This is a genomic window from Streptomyces sp. NPDC051183, assembly GCF_040682455.1.
Classification (GTDB): Bacteria; Actinomycetota; Actinomycetes; order Streptomycetales; family Streptomycetaceae; genus Streptomyces.
This window is the reverse complement of sequence record NZ_JBFBBA010000005.1, coordinates 23,195-42,139: the sequence shown is the minus strand read 5'-3', so window position 1 is coordinate 42,139 and position 18,945 is coordinate 23,195. Positions and strand designations below refer to the sequence as shown.

General features: G+C 74.4%; 14 protein-coding genes. 9 read left to right on the top strand and 5 right to left on the bottom strand.

Annotated features, from left to right (window positions below; genetic code table 11):
* Positions 1 to 102 precede the first annotated feature (102 nt).
* From AB0M99_RS05855 to AB0M99_RS05840, 4 genes are read right to left on the bottom strand one after another with little or no spacing between them, the layout of a single operon-like run.
* Positions 103 to 975 carry a slipin family protein gene (locus AB0M99_RS05855; protein ID WP_365917422.1) on the bottom strand — a complete coding sequence of 291 codons (873 nt, stop codon included), beginning with the start codon at positions 973 to 975 and terminating at the stop codon, positions 103 to 105.
* Positions 976 to 1,017: 42 nt separating this feature from the next.
* Positions 1,018 to 1,920 carry an aminoglycoside phosphotransferase family protein gene (locus AB0M99_RS05850; RefSeq protein WP_365917421.1) on the bottom strand — a complete coding sequence of 301 codons (903 nt, stop codon included), beginning with the start codon at positions 1,918 to 1,920 and terminating at the stop codon, positions 1,018 to 1,020.
* Between the two features lie 45 nt (positions 1,921 to 1,965).
* Positions 1,966 to 2,406 (bottom strand): ferritin-like domain-containing protein, encoded by a 441-nt coding sequence (locus AB0M99_RS05845; protein WP_365917420.1) that lies wholly within the window; start codon positions 2,404 to 2,406, stop codon positions 1,966 to 1,968.
* A complete protein-coding gene (locus AB0M99_RS05840) occupies positions 2,403 to 2,981 on the bottom strand; it encodes a hypothetical protein (RefSeq protein ID WP_365917419.1) in 579 nt (192 codons plus the stop codon). Before AB0M99_RS05840 ends, AB0M99_RS05845 begins: the two co-directional genes overlap by 4 nt.
* Positions 2,982 to 3,136: 155 nt before the next feature.
* On the opposite strand from AB0M99_RS05840, the gene rimP reads away from it, so the two are divergent.
* From rimP to AB0M99_RS05795, 9 genes are all read left to right on the top strand, one after another.
* Positions 3,137 to 3,634 (top strand): ribosome maturation factor RimP, encoded by a 498-nt coding sequence (rimP, locus tag AB0M99_RS05835; protein ID WP_365917418.1) that lies wholly within the window; start codon positions 3,137 to 3,139, stop codon positions 3,632 to 3,634.
* A 2-nt stretch (positions 3,635 to 3,636) separates the two neighbouring features.
* The gene (gene nusA / locus AB0M99_RS05830; protein WP_365917417.1) at positions 3,637 to 4,653 is read left to right on the top strand and encodes a transcription termination factor NusA; all 1,017 of its coding nucleotides are present in this window, start codon (positions 3,637 to 3,639) and stop codon (positions 4,651 to 4,653) included.
* A 178-nt stretch (positions 4,654 to 4,831) separates the two neighbouring features.
* Positions 4,832 to 5,119, top strand: a complete 288-nt coding sequence (locus AB0M99_RS05825; protein WP_365917416.1) for a YlxR family protein — start codon at positions 4,832 to 4,834, stop codon at positions 5,117 to 5,119.
* Between the two features lie 148 nt (positions 5,120 to 5,267).
* Positions 5,268 to 8,396, top strand: coding sequence for a translation initiation factor IF-2 (gene infB / locus AB0M99_RS05820; protein ID WP_365917415.1), 3,129 nt, complete (start codon positions 5,268 to 5,270; stop codon positions 8,394 to 8,396).
* Positions 8,397 to 8,556: 160 nt separating this feature from the next.
* Complete coding sequence (locus AB0M99_RS05815; protein ID WP_030651158.1) at positions 8,557 to 8,850, top strand: DUF503 domain-containing protein; 294 nt, start codon at positions 8,557 to 8,559, stop codon at positions 8,848 to 8,850.
* A gap of 27 nt (positions 8,851 to 8,877) precedes the next feature.
* Positions 8,878 to 9,339, top strand: coding sequence for a 30S ribosome-binding factor RbfA (gene rbfA / locus AB0M99_RS05810; protein WP_365917414.1), 462 nt, complete (start codon positions 8,878 to 8,880; stop codon positions 9,337 to 9,339).
* Complete coding sequence (truB, locus tag AB0M99_RS05805) at positions 9,336 to 10,244, top strand: tRNA pseudouridine(55) synthase TruB (protein ID WP_365917413.1); 909 nt, start codon at positions 9,336 to 9,338, stop codon at positions 10,242 to 10,244. Before rbfA ends, truB begins: the two co-directional genes overlap by 4 nt.
* A gap of 345 nt (positions 10,245 to 10,589) precedes the next feature.
* Complete coding sequence (locus tag AB0M99_RS05800) at positions 10,590 to 14,402, top strand: serine protease (protein ID WP_365917412.1); 3,813 nt, start codon at positions 10,590 to 10,592, stop codon at positions 14,400 to 14,402.
* A gap of 127 nt (positions 14,403 to 14,529) precedes the next feature.
* Positions 14,530 to 15,486, top strand: coding sequence for a bifunctional riboflavin kinase/FAD synthetase (locus tag AB0M99_RS05795; protein WP_365917411.1), 957 nt, complete (start codon positions 14,530 to 14,532; stop codon positions 15,484 to 15,486).
* Between the two features lie 93 nt (positions 15,487 to 15,579).
* On the opposite strand, the gene AB0M99_RS05790 is transcribed toward AB0M99_RS05795, so the two are convergent.
* Positions 15,580 to 18,774, bottom strand: a complete 3,195-nt coding sequence (locus tag AB0M99_RS05790; protein ID WP_365917410.1) for an SCO5717 family growth-regulating ATPase — start codon at positions 18,772 to 18,774, stop codon at positions 15,580 to 15,582.
* Positions 18,775 to 18,945 lie beyond the last annotated feature (171 nt).

The following is an 18,945-nucleotide window of genomic DNA, read 5'->3' as shown; positions in this document are numbered from 1 at the left end:
TCAGCCCAAATCCAGCCTCGCCGGTGTTTGAGAGGGAGTCCCCCCGGACGGAGTCCGGGGGAGGGTCCGGGAGGAGCCCGGGGCTGGGCTCCGCGCAGCGGTCTACCCGCGCGGCTGCTCCGGACCCGGCTCCGCCGACGGCTGGGGCTGGGGCTCGGGCGTCGGCTCCGGCTGGGGCCCGGGCTCCGGCTCCGACGGCGCAGCCGAACCGGCAGGCGGCGTGGCGCGTTCGAGGAAGCGCAGGAGCTCCACCGGGAACGGCAGGACCACCGTGGAGTTCTTCTCCGCCGCGACCGCCACCACGGTCTGGAGCAGCCGCAGCTGGAGCGCCGCGGGCTGGTCGGACATCACCGCGGCGGCCTCGGCCAGCTTGTGCGAGGCCTGGAGCTCCGCATCGGCGTTGATCACCCGCGCCCGCCGCTCGCGGTCCGCCTCCGCCTGCCGGGCCATCGACCGCTTCATCGTCTCCGGCAGGGACACGTCCTTGATCTCGACCCGGTCGATCTGCACGCCCCACCCCACGGCCGGGCTGTCGATCATCAGCTCCAGACCCTGGTTGAGCATCTCCCGGTTGGAGAGCAGGTCGTCCAGGTCCGACTTTCCGATGATCGACCGCAGTGAGGTCTGTGCCATCTGCGACACGGCGAAGCGGTAGTCCTCCACGGCCACGATCGCGTTCGCCGGATCGACGACCTTGAAGTACACGACCGCGTCCACGCGCACGGTGACGTTGTCCCGGGTGATGCCCTCCTGGGCCGGCACCGGCAGCGTCACGATCTGCATGTTCACCTTCCGCAGCCGGTCCACACCGGGGACGATCACGGTGAATCCGGGCCCGCGGATGCTCTCCCGCAGCCGACCGAAGCGGAAGACCAGGCCCCGCTCGTACTGCTTCACCACCCGGGCCGCGGCGCCCACGTAGAACGCGACGCCCACGCCGGCGGCGATTCCCGCTGTCAGCAGTTCTTCGACCATGACGGCCCCCTGCCGGACATACCTCTTTACCTACGGTATGCCCTACAGCCAGCCCGCGAACTCCAGCAGCAGCTCCGCGTCCTGCCGCCGTCCCGCGGCCAGGGCCCGGTTCCCGGACTCGACCGCCCGGAACAGCGTCCAGCCCCGCAGCCGGTCCCGGTCCACCTCCAGTGAGTCGGCCAGCTTGTTCACCCGCCGCCGGGCCCCCGCCGCCCCCGCCGAGGAGGCGACCTGGTCCTCCAACCGGTCCCGGACCAGCCGCGCCAGGTCGTACGCCCGCTCGCCCACCAGCGGGTCCGGACCCACCGCGAGCCACGGCGCCCGGTCGCCCGCCAGCACCTTGCCCTGACGGAAGTTCCCGTGCAGCAGCAGTTCCTCACCGGGTACGGCCGTCAGCTCCTCGCGGACCGCGAGGGCGACGGCGGCCAGCGCCGCGGCCTCCGGTTCGGCCTTGCGCAGGGCCGCGGCCTGCCGGTCGGTGCGCTGCGCCACCGTCTCCCAGGCGTGGCCCTCCGGTGCGGCCACCCACAGCCTGCGCAGGGTCCCGCTGGCCTCCAGCAGCGCCTTGGCCTCGGGCAGCGACCGCAGCGACACCTCGGGGTGCAGCCGCTCCAGCAGCAGCCCCCCGTCCTCGGCGTGGTGCCGCGAGTCGAGGATCCGTACGGCCCCGAACCCGGCCCAGTGCGCCAGCGCGGCCAGCTCCCGGTCGGGGCGGGCGTGCGGCGGGGCCAGCTTCAGCGCGGCCGGGGTCCCGTCGGCGTACCGGACGAGCAGCACCAGGCTGCTGCGGCCGCCGGGGGCCTGCACCCGCTGGGCCCGTACATCACGCCGGGCCAGCGCGGCCTCCGCCAATCGGGGCAACTGCCCCAGCCAGTCGGTGTCCTGAGCGGATTCCGGCGTCTCGCCGAGCGCCCGTACCAGCCGCTGCGGCGGTTCGAAAGCCATGCGTGCGTGTTCCCTTTCAGCTGAGCTGCGCTCATCGCGCTCCGATCAGCGCTTTTCCGTGAGCCCTGGGAAGGCTACGCCGACACCGCGCCAGCGTGCGGCCCGCACGGCCGCGGCGCTCAGCGCGTCGGCCGCCTCGCGGCGCAGCGGGCCATCCGCCGCACGCACCAGATCGGAGTACGCGCCCGCCACCCGGTCCTCGATCTCGGCGGCCAGCCGCTCGGCGTCGGCGGGCGTGCGCACCGTGAACGGCAGGGTGTACGCGGCCTCCGCCGGCCGGGGCGAACCGCCCATCTCGCGCACCGCGCGGGCCAGCGCGTCGCGGCGGGCCAGGTGGCCGCCGTACGCATCGCGGGCCTCGCCCTGGCGGGCCGCGGCCGCCCGGGCGCCGATCACGCCGTAGCCGTACGCGGCCGCGTGCTCGGCGGCGAGCGCCGACTGCGCGGCCTCCAGGGGGTGGTTCGCGGGGGAGGGCTCGGGCTTCACGCGGTGTCTCCCGGGGTCGAGGTCAGCAGGTACGCGTGCACATGGCCACAGGCGGCCACCGAGGCCAGCATCCGGGCCAGCTCCCCGGGGGCGCCCGCCAGCGCGATGGTCCGCTCCTCGGCCAGGCTCCGCTCGGCGTCCGCGAGCCCGGTCAGGGCGTCGGCGGGCTTCGGGGGGACGGGCCCGCCGCTCGGCGCCGCGGACGGCGCGGCCGTACCGGCCGGCGCGCCGGAGGCCTTCCCGGCCGAACCGGCGCCCGAACCGGCGCCCGAACCGGCGCCCGAGCCCCGGTCCGCCGTGGCGAGGGCGGCGGCGTGCGCCGCGACCGCCGTACGCAGCGGGGCGAGGCGCTGCGCGAGGGCCGGATGGGCGGCGGTGGTCGCGTCGTAACGTTCCAGCAGCCGCTCGCTGTCACGAACAGCCGTCTCGCGCATCCGCCGTTCGAGTGGAATCCCGAAGTCCTCGTCGGCAGGGCTCCCCTCGGAGCAGCCGGTGAGCAGCACGGCGCCGGCCGCGCCGGCGGCGCCGGCGAGCAGGCTCCTTCGCGAGGGCCGCAAAGGCATGGTCCAGGGCACGGGGACGTCCTCGGGGTGATGGCGGGGGCAGGTGTGATCACCGTACCCGGGGCCCTGTCCACAGGGCGGACGGCAACACCCTCCGCGACCGGATACCCTTTGTCCTGACGCACGACGGAAACCACAACAGCACACGCGGCCGAGGAGTCACCCGGATGAGCACCCCCCAGAGCGACAGGCTGCGCGGACTGCTGGAGCCGCTCGTCGCCGCCAAGGGCCTGGACCTCGAGGACATCGAGATGTCCAAGGCGGGCAAGCGCCGCATGCTGCGCATCATCGTGGATTCCGACGAGGGCGTGGAGCTGGACGCGTGCGCCGAGCTGAGCCGCGAGGTCTCCGACCTGCTCGACGAGACCGATGTGATGGGTGAGGACGAGTACGTCCTCGAAGTGAGCTCGCCGGGCGCGGACCGCCCGCTGACCGAGCACCGTCACTACGTACGGGCTATCGGCCGTCTCGTGAAGTTCCAGCTGGAGCCGGGCGGGGAAGTCATCGCCCGCATCATCGACATCGACGACGAGGGCATGGACCTCGAAGTCCCGGGCGTGAAGGGCCGCAAGGCGACCGCCCGGCGCATCGCATTCACCGACATCGCCAAGGCGCGTGTCGAGATCGAGTTCAACCGCAAGGACAAGAAGGAAGAGGAGGCGTAGCCGTGGACATCGACATGAGTGCCCTGCGGGGTCTGGTCCGGGAGAAGGAGATCTCCTTCGACCTGCTCGTCGAAGCGATCGAGTCGGCCCTCCTCATCGCGTACCACCGCACCGAGGGAAGCTTCCGGCGCGCACGCGTGGAGCTGGACCGCACCAATGGCCACGTCGTCGTATGGGCGACGGAGGACCCGCGGGATCTGGAAGAGGGCCAGGAGGCCAAGGAGTTCGACGACACCCCGTCGGACTTCGGCCGCATCGCCGCGACGACCGCCAAGCAGGTGATCCTGCAGCGTCTGCGCGACGCCGAGGACGACCTGACCTTCGGCGAGTTCGCCGGCCGTGAGGGCGACGTCATCACCGGCGTCGTGCAGCAGGGCAAGGACCCGAAGAACGTCCTCGTCGACATCGGCAAGCTCGAGGCCATCCTGCCGGTGCAGGAGCAGGTCCCCGGCGAGGAGTACACGCACGGCATCCGCATCAAGGCGTACGTCGTGCGGGTGGCGAAGGGTGTCCGCGGTCCGTCCGTGACCCTGTCGCGCACCCACCCCAACCTGGTCAAGAAGCTGTTCGCGCTGGAGGTCCCGGAGATCGCCGACGGCAGCGTCGAGATCTGCGCCATCGCCCGTGAGGCCGGTCACCGCACCAAGATCGCCGTACGGTCCACCCGCTCGGGCCTGAACCCGAAGGGCGCCTGCATCGGCCCGATGGGCAGCCGCGTGCGCAACGTGATGGCCGAGCTGCACGGCGAGAAGATCGACATCGTCGACTGGTCGGACGACCCGGCGGAGATGGTCGCGAACGCGCTGTCACCCGCCCGGGTGAGCAAGGTCGAGGTCGTGGACTGGGATTCCCGCTCCGCCCGGGTGACCGTGCCCGACTACCAGCTGTCGCTGGCCATCGGCAAGGAGGGCCAGAACGCCCGCCTCGCCGCCCGCCTCACCGGCTGGCGCATCGACATCCGTCCCGACACCGAGACGACCCCGGACGGCGACCGGGACCGGGGCCGGGACGGGGAATAAACCGGTACCGCCCGGGGCTACCCGGGCGGTAGACAGGTACCACAACAGAGTCCTGCAACGGGCGCGGCCGCCCGCCGCCGAGGTTTGGGCGGCAAGCCGCGACGTAATGGATCACGACAACATCCGTTCGATTTTTCACCTGAAGGGGTGAGGTCGGTACGGGGAGGTAGACTTAGGCGTGTCTGGCCGGACGCAAGCCCGCGCATGCCCCGAACGCACCTGTGTGGGGTGTCGGGAGCGAGCGGCCAAGAGCGATCTGCTGCGCATCGTGGCGATCAGTGACGAATGCGTCGCCGATCCTCGCGGTACGCTGCCCGGCCGGGGTGCCTATGTGCACCCTGCCGTGGTCTGCCTCGACCAGGCGGTTCGTCGCCGGGCGTTCCCCCGGGCCCTCAGGTCCGCAGGAGCACTCGACACGACGGCACTCCGCAAAGCCGTGGCCGGTGAGGCCGGGGCGACACCGTAAGACGTAGAACGGCACGGATACCCCGTGCGGTCAGGTACCTCGCGAGTTGGAAGTAGGTCGAGATTGCGATGAGCACTCGATGAGTACGCGATGAGTACGCCCATGAAGTAGCAACGGTCCGGCGTAACCCGGACCTAAAAGGAGCGAAGTGGCTAAGGTCCGGGTATACGAACTCGCCAAGGAGTTCGGAGTTGAGAGCAAGGTCGTCATGGCCAAGCTCCAGGAACTCGGTGAGTTCGTCCGTTCGGCGTCCTCGACGATCGAGGCGCCGGTTGTGCGCAAGTTGACCGACGCACTGCAGGGGCCCGGCGGCAACGCCGGCAAGTCCGCTGCCAAGCCGGGCGCGCCCCGTAGCGCCGCGCCCGCAAAGCCCGGGGCCCCGACCCCGGGTCCCGCACGTCCCGCTGCCCCGAAGCCCGGTGCACCGGCCCCCAAGCCGGTCGTCGCAGAGGCTCCGGCCGCCGCGGCGCCCGCCCCGGTGACTCCGGCCGCCTCCGGCCCGCGTCCCGGCCCGAAGGCCCCGGCCGCCCCGAAGCCCGCTCCGGCGGCTCCCGTGGCGACCGAGTTCTCCGCGCCGCCGGCGGCTCCCGCCGCCCCGGCGCGCACCGAGCGTCCCGCCGCCGCGGCTCCCGGCCCCCGTCCGGCGCAGCAGCGTCCGGCGCAGGGTCAGGGCGGCCAGGCCGGCGCCCGTCCCGGCGCCCCGCGCCCGGCCGGTGCTACCCCCCAGGCGCAGCGGCCCGCCGGTGCCCCCGGCTCCGCGGCCCCGCGTCCCCAGGGCGCCCGTCCGGCCGGTCCCCGTCCGGGCAACAACCCCTTCACCTCTGGTGGCTCCACCGGCATGGCGCGCCCGCAGGCGCCCCGTCCGGCCGGCGCTCCCCGTCCCGGTGCCCCCGGCGCCGGCGGCGGCCAGGGTGCTCCCCGTCCGCAGGGCGGTCCCGGCGGCGCTCCGCGTCCCCAGGGCCAGGGTGCGGGCCGTCCGACCCCGGGCGGCATGCCCCGTCCGCAGGGCGGCGCCCCGCGTCCTGGTGGTGCTCCCGGCGGCAACCGTCCGAACCCGGGCATGATGCCGCAGCGTCCCGCTGCCGGTGGTCCCGGTCCCCGTCCCGGTGGCGGCCCCGGTGGCCGTGGTCCCGGTGCGGGCGGTCCCCGTCCCGGCGGCGGCGCAGGCCGTCCCGCGGGCGGCGGCTTCGCCGGCCGTCCGGCCGGTCCGGGCTCGCGTCCCGGCGGCGGTGGCGGCTTCGGCGGCCCGCGTCCCGGTGGCGGCGGCTTCGGTGGCGGTCCGGCCGGTGCCGGTGGCGGCGGTCGTCCCGGCTTCGGCGGGCGTCCCGGCGGTCCCGGTGCCCGTGGTGGCACGCAGGGCGCGTTCGGCCGTCCCGGCGGTCCGGCCCGTCGTGGTCGCAAGTCGAAGCGTCAGAGGCGCCAGGAGTACGAGGCCATGCAGGCCCCGTCCGTCGGCGGCGTGATGCTGCCGCGCGGTGGCGGCGAGACCGTGCGCCTGTCGCGCGGTGCGTCCCTCACCGACTTCGCGGAGAAGATCAACGCCAACCCGGCGTCGCTCGTCGCCGTGATGATGAACCTCGGCGAGATGGTCACTGCCACGCAGTCCGTCTCCGACGAGACGCTCGAAATGCTGGCCGGCGAGATGAACTACGTCGTCCAGATCGTCAGCCCGGAGGAAGAGGACCGCGAGCTCCTCGAGGGCTTCGACATCGAGTTCGGTGAGGATGAGGGTGGCGAGGAGTTCCTCGTCGCGCGTCCGCCGGTCGTGACCGTCATGGGTCACGTCGACCACGGTAAGACCCGACTGCTCGACGCCATCCGCAAGACGAACGTCGTTGCGGGCGAGGCCGGCGGCATCACGCAGCACATCGGTGCGTACCAGGTCAGCGCCCAGGTCAACGACGAAGACCGCAAGATCACCTTCATCGACACCCCGGGTCACGAGGCGTTCACCGCCATGCGCGCCCGTGGTGCGAAGTCGACCGACATCGCGATCCTCGTGGTCGCGGCCAACGACGGCGTCATGCCGCAGACGATCGAGGCGCTCAACCACGCCAAGGCCGCCGGCGTCCCGATCGTCGTCGCGGTCAACAAGATCGACGTCGAGGGTGCCGACCCGGTCAAGGTGCGCGGTCAGCTCACCGAGTTCGGTCTGGTCGCCGAGGAGTACGGCGGCGACACGATGTTCGTCGACATCTCCGCCAAGCAGGGTCTGCACATCGACTCCCTGCTCGAGGCCGTCGTCCTCACCGCCGACGCCTCGCTCGACCTGCGCGCCAACCCGGAGCAGGACGCTCAGGGTATTGCGATCGAGTCCCACCTCGACCGCGGCCGCGGTGCCGTTGCCACCGTCCTCGTCCAGCGCGGTACCCTCCGCGTCGGCGACACGATGGTCGTGGGCGACGCCTACGGCCGAGTGCGCGCCATGCTCGACGACAAGGGCAACAACGTCGAGGAAGCGGGTCCGTCGACCCCCGTCCTGGTCCTGGGTCTCACCAACGTCCCCGGCGCCGGCGACAACTTCCTCGTCGTGGACGAGGACCGTACGGCCCGTCAGATCGCCGAGAAGCGTGCTGCGCGCGAGCGCAACGCCAACTTCGCCAAGCGCGTCCGTCGCGTGTCCCTCGAGGACCTCGACTCCGTGCTCAAGGCCGGTCTGGTCCAGGAACTCAACCTCATCATCAAGGGCGACGCGTCCGGTGCGGTCGAGGCTCTCGAGTCCTCGCTGCTCCAGCTCGACGTCGGTGAAGAGGTCGACATCCGGGTCCTGCACCGCGGTGTGGGTGCGGTCACCGAGTCCGACATCTCGCTGGCGATGGGCTCCGACGCCATCGTCATCGGTTACAACGTCCGTGCGGCCGGCCGTGCCGCGCAGATGGCGGACCGCGAGGGCGTCGACGTCCGCTACTACTCGGTGATCTACCAGGCCATCGAGGAGATCGAGGCGGCCCTGAAGGGTCTCCTCAAGCCGGAGTACGAAGAGGTCGAGCTCGGTACGGCGGAGGTCCGCGAGATCTTCCGCTCGTCCAAGCTGGGCAACATCGCGGGTGTCCTCATCCGCTCCGGCGAGGTCAAGCGCAACACCAAGGCGCGCCTGCTGCGCGATGGCAAGGTCATCGCGGAGAACCTCAACATCTCCGGTCTGCGCCGCTTCAAGGACGACGTCACCGAGATTCGCGAAGGCTTCGAGGGCGGTATCAACCTCGGCAGCTACAACGACATCAAGATCGACGACGTCATCGCGACGTACGAGATGCGCGAGAAGCCCCGCGCGTAAGCGCGAGGCGGTTCGCACCGTGTCGTAACTCGTAACACCGGGGCCGGTCGGCGGAATATCCGTCGATCGGCCCCGGCCGTTGCGTGTACGGTTCTGGTGACCCTGCCGCGCGACGGCCGGCAGGCCACCGAACCCGCACCGGCGGGATATCCGGAACTGCATGTACGTGGGGACTCTGTCCTTCGATCTGCTCCTCGGCGACGTTCACTCGCTGAAGGAGAAACGCTCCGTCGTCCGGCCCATCGTGGCCGAGCTCCAGCGCAAGTTCTCCGTGAGCGCGGCTGAAGTGGGCGACCAGGACCTGCACCGCAGGGCCCGTATAGGGGTCGCTCTGGTGAGTGGGGACGCGGGGTTCCTCTCGGACGTACTGGACCGCTGCGAGCGGCTGGTCGCGGCACGTCCGGAAGTGGAGCTGCTGTCGGTACGACGGCGGCTGCACGGTGATGAAGACTGACTGCAAGACAAAGAAGGAGACGGACCAGTGGCCGACAATGCGCGGGCGAAGAAGCTGGCGGACCTCATCCGGGAGGTGGTGGCCGAGAAGCTGCAGCGTGGTGTCAAGGACCCCCGCCTCGGTACGCACGTGACCATCACGGACACCAGGGTCACCGGCGACCTGCGGGAGGCCACGGTCTTCTACACGGTCTACGGTGACGACGAGGACCGGGCCAGCGCGGCAGCGGGCCTGGAGAGCGCCAAGGGCGTACTGCGCTCCGCGGTCGGCCGGGCGGCGGGCACCAAGTTCACGCCCACCCTGACCTTCGTCGCGGACGCCCTCCCGGAGAACGCCAAGACCATCGAGGACCTCCTCGACAAGGCGCGCGCCTCCGACGCCCAGGTGCGCGAGGTCTCCTCCGGTGCGAAGTACGCCGGCGACGCCGACCCGTACAAGAAGCCCGGTGAGGACGCCGACGACTCCGACGAGGACGCAGCCGCGGAATGAGCAGCAACGCAGGGAAGACTCCGGACGGCCTTGTCATCGTCGACAAGCCGTCCGGCTTCACTTCGCACGACGTGGTCGCCAAGATGCGCGGGATCGCCAAGACCCGCCGCGTCGGCCACGCCGGCACGCTCGACCCGATGGCGACGGGTGTCCTGGTGCTCGGGGTCGAGAAGGCCACCAAGCTCCTCGGCCACCTCGCGCTGACGGAGAAGGAGTACCTCGGCACGATCCGGCTGGGGCAGAACACCCTGACGGACGACGCCGAGGGCGAGATCACCTCGTCCACGGACGCCTCCGGGGTCACCCGGGACGGCGTGGACGCAGGCATCGCCAAGCTGTCCGGCGAGATCATGCAGGTCCCGTCCAAGGTCAGCGCCATCAAGATCAAGGGCGTGCGCTCCTACAAGCGCGCCCGCGACGGCGAGGACTTCGAGATCCCGGCCCGGCCGGTGACGATCTCGTCGTTCCAGGTGTACGACATGCGGGAGGCGCAGGCCGAGGACGGCACCAAGGTCGTCGACCTCGTCGTCTCCGTCGTCTGCTCCAGCGGTACGTACATCCGCGCCCTCGCCCGTGACCTGGGCGCCGACCTCGGCGTGGGCGGGCACCTGACGGCGCTGCGGCGCACGCGCGTGGGCCCGTACAAGATCGACCGGGCGCGGACCCTCGACCAGCTCCAGGAGGAGCTGACCGTCATGCCGATCGGCGAGGCGGCCGCCGCGGCCTTCCCGCGCTGGGACCTGGACGCCCGGCGGGCGTCGCTGCTGGGCAACGGCGTGCGGCTGGAGATGCCGGAGGCCTACGAGGCCGGGCGGACGGTGGCGGTCTACGGGCCCGACGGACAGCTCCTCGGACTCGTCGAGAACAAGGGCGGCAAGGCCAAGTCCCTCGCGGTCTTCGTCTGAGGTTCCTGATTGACGTGGAGCGGTGAGCGCACATCGACTGCTGCTCACCGCTCCACGACCCCCCTCGGGTAGGTCTCTATCCACCCGGACCCCCGTATTCACCCGTCCGAGCAGGCGCTCGGAGTGAATGGAGGGAGCGTATGGGGGCGCTTTCGTCCCACGATCTTTTCCCGCTGATCTTCACGTGCCTACCGTCGTGAGCACGGGCGTGGCGGGGGGCGTGGCGAAAGTGGTGCGGCGATGGCGGACGCGGACGGGGCTACCTGGGTCGGCGGGCTGGGCGGACCGGAGGGGCTTGGCGGGCCGGGTGGGCCCGGCGGGCCGGGAGGGATCACCGCGGACCTGGTGAGGATCTGCGATCTCGCCGGGCGGCCGCGGGGCAGCGGGTTCGTCGCCGACGACTGCGGGACGGTGGTGACCAGCCACGAGGCCGTGGACGGGCTGGCCCGGGTGGTGCTGCACGGCCCCGGGGAGCGGACCTGGCTCGCGGATGCCCCGGACGTGACGGCGCTGCCGGAGTGCGGGCTGGCGCTGGTACGGACCGACGGGCTCGGGGTGCGGCCGCTGCCGGTGGCGATACGGGAGGACGTTGCTCCCGGGACGTACGTACGGCTGCCCGCGCGGGGATGGCGACAGGCGCGGGTGCTCGGTCCCGCGGAGGTCACCTACACGGCCACGGACCGCTTCCACATGCTGCCGGCGGCGCTGGAGCTGGCCATCGGGACCGACGGGCAGGACGCGCTCCGCCTCGGCGGAGAGGCGTGCGGCGGGCCGGTGCTGGATGCCGGGACCGGAGCGGTGCTCGCGGTATTGGGCACCGCTCTGCAGGCGGAGCACCGCTCGGGCGGGTTCGCGGTGCCGCTGGCCGCGGCCGCCGCGGCCGATCCGGACGGGCCGCTGGCCGTGCTGCTCCGGCGCAACGCCGCCACCGTGCCGGGCTACGGCTGCGACCTCAACCTCGCCGGCGGGCTGGAACTCACCGGGACCACCCTCGGCGCGGCCTTCGCGTCACGCAGCCCGGAGCCGGTGGACCGACCGGCCGTCGCCGCCGAGCTGGACGCCTTCGCCTCCGGCGACCGCCTGGTCCTCGCGCTGGTGGGGCACCCCGGGACGGGCCGCACCACGGCCCTGTCGGCCCTGGCCGTCCGCCGGGCCGGCGGCGCCTGCCCGGCCCCGACGCTCTGGCTCCGCGGCGCCGATCTGCGGTCCGCCGACGCCTCTCTGGCCGACGCGGTGGCGCGGGCGCTGGCCGAGGCGGCCCGCATCGTCGCCACTGCCCCCGCGCCCGCGACCGCCGCCGGCGCGGCGGACGGCGGTGGCGGTGGCGGTGGCGGTGGCCGGGGGACGGGGGAGCGGGTGGCGTGGCTGGCCCGGCGGGCCGGGCGGGCGCTGGTCGTGGTGCTCGACGCGCCCGAGGAGATGCCCGCGGAGCTCGGCCAGGGGCTCGGAACCTGGACCGAAGGCACCGTGCGGTGGCTGCGGGAGACCGGGGCCCGGCTGGTCGTCGCGGCCCGGCCCGAGCACTGGGAGCAGGCCGGGGCCCTGTACCCGCCCGAGGTGCTGCACGTCCCGGCGCGGCCCGCCAGGAGGCTGCCGTCCGCGGTCCCGATCGGCGACTTCACCCCGGCGGAGGCCGAACGGGCCCGGGCCCGACTGGGGGTCCCGGCCGACGCGGTCCGGGAGTCCGACAGCAGGCATCCGCTCACCCTGCACCTGCTGGCGGGCGTCCGCGCCGCCGAGGTCACCGACGGCCGGCCGGGGCGCGAGGAGGTCTTCGGGGCCCACCTCGACCTGATGTGCCTCCGCGTGGCCGTCCGCATCGCCGCGGCCGGCGCCGCCCTGCTCCCCAGACCCCGCGAGGCCGGTCCCGGCGGCCCGGGTACGGGTTCCGCTACCCGCACGGGTCCGGCGGCGTACCGCCTGGGCACCGACACGGACACCGGCGCGGTGGCGTACGACCGCGGCACGGCCAAGGCCGCCCGCCCGGGCTCCGGTGCGACGGCGTACGGCACGGGTGTCGGCACCGGGCCGGCGGCGTACCGGCCCAGCTCCGGCGCGGCTGCCGGTCCGGCGGGGTTCGGCCCTGGTCCCGGCCCGGATCCGGGGACCGGCCGCTCGGCGGCGTACGGCACGGGTGTCGGCACCGGCCCGGCGGCGTACCGGCCCAGCTCCGGCGCGGCTGCCGGTCCGGCGGGGTTCGGCCCTGGTCCCGGCGCGGCTCCGGGGACCGGCCGCTCGGCGGCGTACGGCACGGGTGTCGGCACCGGCCCGGCGGCGTACGGCGCGGGTAGCGGCCACGGCGCGGTGGCGGGGGACTGCTGGGGTGGGGGCGTGGCGTACGGGCCCGGGGTGGGGCGGCTGGCCGCGCGGGTGGCGGGGCAGGTGCACGAGGCCGCGCGGCGCTGTCTGGGGCCCGGGCGGGGGGCGTTGGACCGGGCCGCCTTCGAGGAGCTGTTCCCCTGGCGCACCGGCTGGGCCTCCGCCGTGCTCACCGAGGGGCTGCTCGTGCCCGCCGGGCCCGGCTACCGCTTCGCCCACGAGGAACTGGCCGACTGGCTCCAGTCCGGCCACCTCGACCTGCCGGCCGCCCTCGCGGCCCTGGAGGGCCCCGGCCACAGCGTGCCCCGGCACCGCATCGGGCCCGTGCTGGAGGCTCTGCGCAGGCTCGCCTCCGACGAGGCCGGACCCCATCTCATGCGCCTCGTACGGGCGTTGAACGCCGACCCCGCCCCCGAGCCCGCCTGGTGGGCCGGCCGGCTGCTGCGCGAGACCCTGCTGCGCGCCCCCACCGCCCGTCCGCACCTGCCCGTCCTGCACGCCCTCGCCGAGCACATCGCCCACACGGGCCGGCAGGAGGAGTTCGACGGCTGGTTCTGGAACCGGCTGCGGCTTCCCGAGTCCGACCGCCTCGACCTGCTCCGCCGGATGCTCCCCAGCGACCACCGCTACCTCGACGCCGCGGCCCGCCGCCTCGTCCGCGACCCCCGGCTCGCACAGCCCCTGCTCTGCGCCTGGTTCACCGACGAGCGGCGGCTGCTCGGCCGTCCGGGGGCGACCGTCGCCACCGCCGCCCAGGCGCTCCTGCACACGCACCGCGGCCTCGCCGTCGACGACCTCACCGAGGCCCTCGTCACCGCCGCGCACCCCCGCGCCGACGAGCTGCTCACGGTGCTCGCGGAGGACGAGCCCTCCGCCCTGTGCCGGGCCGTCGACCGCTGGGCCCACGACGAGCGCCCCGGGCGGCGCGTCGCGGCCGCCGCCTACGGGCTCGCCACCGCCCCGCACGTCCGCACGCCCGCCGACCGCGAGCTGCTGCGCTACGCCGCCCAGACCCTGCTCTCGCGCCCGGGCGACGCCACCTTGCACGGCAGCGCCCTCGGGATGCTGCTGCGCGACCCCCAGGTGCGCGCCCGGTACCTGCCCGACGCCCTGTCCTGCTTCCGCGACCCCGACCGCGGGTCGCGGCTGCCCGCCTCCGCGCTGGTCGCCGCCCTGCCCGTACTGCCCGACCCGGACGCGGTGTTCGCCGCCCTGCGGGCCCGGGCCGACGGGGAGGTGGTGCGCGCCCTGGCCGCGCTGACCACGCCGGGGCTGGCGCGCCGCGCGGGCGACCTCGTACGGGAGCACCTCGCGCGCAACCCGCAGGACGCACCGCACGCCGCCGCGTTCGTGGACCGGCGGCTCGAACAGGGCCTGGCCGCCGCGCCCGTGCTCCGCCCGTTGGTGCTGGACCTGCTCCGGTCCGGCCCGCCGGTGGTCCGGGCGGAGCTGGCGGCCGTGCTGGCCGCGCCCGGCGGGGAGCCCTCGTACACGCTGCGGGGCGAGCTCGCCGACGTACTGCTGCGCGAGGAGACGGACCCGGTGGTGCTCGAAGCCTTCCTCGGAGCCGTCGCCGAGGGGGCCGCCGGGCGCCCCGAGGCCCGTAGCCGGGAGCTGCTGAGGCGCACCGGGCGGCAGCTGCTGCGGGCGCCGGGCGGGCCCGCGGTGTTCGAGCGGCGGACCGTGGAGCTGGCCCGGTCGCGCCCGGCCTTCGGCGCGCTGGCCGCCCAGTGGCTGGCGGAGGCGGGCACCGAGGCGGCGGCGCTGCTCGGGCCCGGAGCGCGCCGCGCGCTGGAGACCCTCGGCCGCGGCGGGCCCGGAGGCGCGGCCCCGGCCTGACCCGGCGGACACGGTACAAGTCCCAGCCTGACGCCGATGATGGGCACCGGCCACCGGCATGGCAGTCTTAGACCTGCAATCGGCAATCAGTACAGGGACTACACGGTTCGGGCGAGGAGCGGTCACAGTGCAGCGCTGGCGTGGCTTGGAGGACATCCCCCAGGACTGGGGACGCAGCGTCGTCACCATCGGCTCCTACGACGGCGTTCACCGGGGCCACCAGCTGATCATCGGGCGGGCCGTGGCCAAGGCCCGCGAGCTCGGCGTGCCGTCGGTCGTCGTCACCTTCAGCCCGCACCCCAGCGAGGTCGTCCGCCCCGGCAGCCACCCGCCGATCCTGGCGCCGTACGACCGGCGCGCCGAGCTGATGGCCGGGCTCGGTGTGGACGCGCTGCTGATCCTGCCGTTCACGGCGGAGTTCTCGCAGCTGTCCCCGGCCGACTTCATCGTGAAGGTGCTCGCCGACAAGCTGCACGCGCGCGCGGTCATCGAGGGCCCCAACTTCCGGTTCGGCCACCGGGCCGCCGGGAATGTCGACTTCCTGCGTGAGCTGGGCAGCACGTACGACTACGAGGTCGAGGTCGTGGACCTGGTGGAGCGCGGAGAGGCGGGCGGCGGAGTGCCGTTCTCCTCGACGCTGGCGCGCAAGCTGGTCGCCGAGGGCGACATGGACGGCGCGGCGGAGATCCTGGGGCGGCCGCACCGGGTCGAGGGCGTCGTGGTGCGCGGTGCGCAGCGCGGGCGCGAGCTCGGCTACCCGACGGCGAACGTCGAGACGCAGCCGCACACCGCGATCCCGGCGGACGGTGTGTACGCGGGTTGGCTGACGGCTGACGGCGAGCGGATGCCGGCGGCGATCTCGGTCGGTACGAACGTGCAGTTCGACGCCACCGAGCGGACCGTGGAGGCGTACGCGATCGACCGGGTCGGGCTGGACCTGTACGGCATGCACGTGGCCGTCGACTTCCTCGCGTACGTGCGGGGGATGGCCAAGTTCGAGTCGCTGGACGGGCTGCTGGAGGCCATCGCGGACGACGTGAAGCGGGCGCGGGTGCTGACGGAGGCGTACGACAGCGAGCGTTGAGGCGCCGGGGCGCCGTGAGGCGCCGAGGAACGGCCGAAGGGCCCGTACCGACCTGGTCACCAGGACGGTACGGGCCCTTCGTGCGTGCGCGGGTCAGCCGAGGCGCGGGTCGCGCGGGGGCTGGCCGGGCTGCGGCTGCTGCGGCGGCTGGGCCTGGGGCGGCTGCTGCTGGGGCGGCTGGGGCTGCGGCGGCTGCTGCTGCCAGGGCGTGCCGGGCTGGGGGTAGGGCTGGCCGTACGGCTGCGGGGCCTGCGGAGGCTGCTGGTACGGGGCCTGGCCGCCCTGCGGCGGCTGCGCCTGCGGCTGGGGCTGCCCGTGCTGGGGCTGCTGGGCCTGCGGCTGACCCCAGTGGGCCTGGGCCGCCTGCTGCTGCGCACGGATGAAGTCCTCGGCCACGAGGGCGGAGAGGTTGAAGTACGCCTCGCGCGTCTTGGGCCGCATCATGTCGAGGTCGACCTCGGCGCCGGCCGCGAGGTGCTCGTCGAACGGCACGACGACGACGCCGCGGCAGCGGGTCTCGAAGTGCTGCACGATGTCCTCGACCTTGATCATCTTGGCGGTCTCGCGGACCCCCGAGATGACGGTGAGGGAGCGCGAGACGAGGTCGGAGTACCCGTGGGCGGAGAGCCAGTCGAGCGTGGTGCTGGCGCTGCTCGCGCCGTCCACGGACGGGGTAGAGATGATGATCAGCTGATCGGCCAGGTCCAGGACCCCGCGCATGGCGGAGTAGAGGAGCCCGGTGCCCGAGTCGGTGAGGATGATCGGGTACTGGCGGCCGAGCGTCTCTATGACGCGGCGGTAGTCCTCGTCGTTGAAGGTCGTCGAGACGGCCGGGTCCACGTCGTTGGCGATGATCTCCAGACCGGAGGGGGCCTGGGAGGTGAACCGGCGGATGTCCATGTACGAGTTCAGGTACGGGATCGCCTGGACCAGGTCGCGGATCGTGGCCCCGGTCTCGCGGCGCACGCGGCGGCCGAGGGTTCCGGCGTCGGGGTTCGCGTCGATGGCCAGGATCTTGTCCTGGCGCTCGGTGGCGAGGGTGGCGCCGAGGGCGGTGGTGGTCGTGGTCTTGCCGACGCCGCCCTTGAGGCTGATCACGGCGATGCGGTAGCAGGACATCACCGGGGTGCGGATGAGCTCCAGCTTGCGCTGGCGCTCCGCTTCCGCGGCCTTGCCGCCGAAGCGGAAGAGGCCGCCGCTGCCCGCGGCGGGGGTGGAGCCGCTCTTGGCCTTCTGCTTGCCGCGGATCAGGCGGTCCGAGGACAGCTCGACGGCGGCGGTGTAGCCGAGGGGCGCCCCGCCGGCGGGCTGGCCGACCGTGTAACGCGGGTCGGGGGCGGGTCCCTGCGGGTGCGGGTGCGGGTGCGCCTGCTGCGGCTGCGGCTGGGGGTACGGCTGGGGCTGCGCCCCGGCCTGCCACTGGGCGCCGCCGCGGGGGTCGGCGTACGGGGCCGGGGCCTGGGCCTGCGGCTGCGGCTGCGGCTGTGCCTGCGGCGGGACGGGCGGGAACCCGTAGCCGTCGGCGGGCGCCCCGGGCTGCGCGGCCGCGGGCGGGAACGCGTAGCCGTCCGGAGCCTCGGCGGCCTGCGGCTGCGGCTGCGGCTGTGGCTGCGGTTGCTGCGGCGCGGGCGGGAAGCCGTACCCGTCCGGGGCGTTGGCGGCCTGCGGCTGTGCGGGCGGGAAGGCGTACCCGTCGGCGGGCGCCACGGGCTGTGCGGGCACCGGGGGCGCGGGCGGGAAGCCGTACCCGTCCGGGGTGTTGGCGGCCTGGGGCTGCGGCGCGGGCGGGAAGCCGTAGCCGCCCGGGGCGTTGGCGGCCTGGGGCTGTGCGGGCACCGGGGGCGCGGGCGGGAAGCCGTACCCGTCCGGGGCGTCGGCGGCCTGGGGCTGCGGCTGCTGGGGTGCGGGCGGGAAGCCGTAGCCGCCCGGGGCGTCGGCGGCCTGGGGCTGCGCGGGCACCGGGGGCGCGGGCGGGAAGCCGTAGCCGTCGGCGGGCGGCGTGGGCTGTGCGGGCGGGAAGCCGTAGCCGTCCTGCGGCGCGGCCGAGGCCGGGAACGCGGGCGGCAGCGGAGGCAGTTCGGCGGGTGCGGTCTCCGGGACGGTTCCCCCGAACGGGGTCTCCGAGACGGCTGCCGGAGGTACGGGCGTGCCCTCGGCCGGGGTGGCCGTCCGCACGGGCGCGGCCGCGTCGGCCGTGGCGGGCTCCGGCGCGCTCGGGTGGGCCGGAGACGGGCTCTCCGGGGCCTCGGCGGCCTCCGGCTCCTCGGCCTGAGCGGGGAGCGGCGCGGCAGCGGCGTCGGCGCTCGGGGCCGCCTCCGGTGCCCGGAGCGGCGCGGGCGCGGCATCGGCCGGGGACGCGGCCGCGAAGCTCGGCGGCTGGTACGGCGTGTGCGCCGCGTCGGACGACGGCGTGCTCGCCGGGGTCTCAGCCGCCTCCGGCGCCTGGGCCGGCGCGCTCGCGTGAGCCGGGGCCGCCTCCGGTGCCTGGAGCGGTGCGGGCGCGGTGTCGGCCGGGGCGTCGATCGAGTAGCTCGGCGGCTGGTACGGCGTGAATCCCGCGTCAGCCGGAGACGGGCTGACCGGGATCGGGGCCGCCACCGGCTCCGGGGCCGATGCCCGGTACGGGGCGGGCGCGTTGGCGCCCGGGGTCCCGCCCGAGTAGTTCGGCGGCTGGAAGGGCGCGGCCACCGGGTCGGCCACCGGCTCCGGAGCCGCGGCCGGGGCCTGGAACGGCGCGGGCGCGACGGCGCCCGGGGTCTCGACCGCGTAGCTCGGCGGCTGGTACGGCGTGTGTGCCGCGCCGGCGGACGGCGTGCCCGGGGCGGCCTCCGGCTCCTGGGCCGGGGCACCGGCCGGGCGGTCGACCGAGTAGCTCGGCGCCTGGAAGGACGCGGGCGACGCGTCGGGCAGCGCCGAGCTCCGGTAGATCGGGGCCTGGAAAGGAGCCGGGGCGGGCGGAGTCGGGCCCTGCTGCGGCGCCGCCGCGGAGGCGGCGGACGCGTCCTCGCCCTCGGCTGGAGCCGCAGGAGCCGGAGCCGCAGGAGCCGGAACCGACGGCGACGGCGGCGGAGCGACCTCGGCAGGCCGGTGCGGCTCGAACCCGCTGCCCTCGGGCAGGGCCGGCGTGGCCGGCACGGCCGGGGCTGCGGGCGCGGAGCCCTGCGTGTACCAGGCCGGCGGTGTGTAGTCGATGGTGAACTCGCCCGTCAGCTCGGGCTCCGCGTCGGACTGATCGTCCGTCGGGACGTCCCACGTCCCGCCGCGCCTCTCGTTCCGATCGCCGCTCACTGGTCCTCCTGGTCTGTCGAACACTGGTCCGGCGCCCACCACGACGCCGCGCCGACGCTCAGCCTAATCGCGCGCCGTCACCGGTGTCCGCCCCCGTCGGCCCGCCCCCGTCGGTCGGACCGCCAATGAACCCGCCCCACAAGGGGGGGCCATGCATACATCCTGCCCACA

What these genes read in the sequence shown, in the direction of transcription:
- AB0M99_RS05815 (WP_030651158.1), top strand. Translation starts at nt 8,557, where the DNA reads ATGTACGTGGGGACTCTGTCCTTCGATCTGCTCCTCGGCGACGTTCAC.
- truB (WP_365917413.1), top strand. Translation starts at nt 9,336, where the DNA reads ATGAGCAGCAACGCAGGGAAGACTCCGGACGGCCTTGTCATCGTCGAC.
- AB0M99_RS05850 (WP_365917421.1), bottom strand. Translation starts at nt 1,920, where the DNA reads ATGGCTTTCGAACCGCCGCAGCGGCTGGTACGGGCGCTCGGCGAGACG.
- rimP (WP_365917418.1), top strand. Translation starts at nt 3,137, where the DNA reads ATGAGCACCCCCCAGAGCGACAGGCTGCGCGGACTGCTGGAGCCGCTC.
- AB0M99_RS05855 (WP_365917422.1), bottom strand. Translation starts at nt 975, where the DNA reads ATGGTCGAAGAACTGCTGACAGCGGGAATCGCCGCCGGCGTGGGCGTC.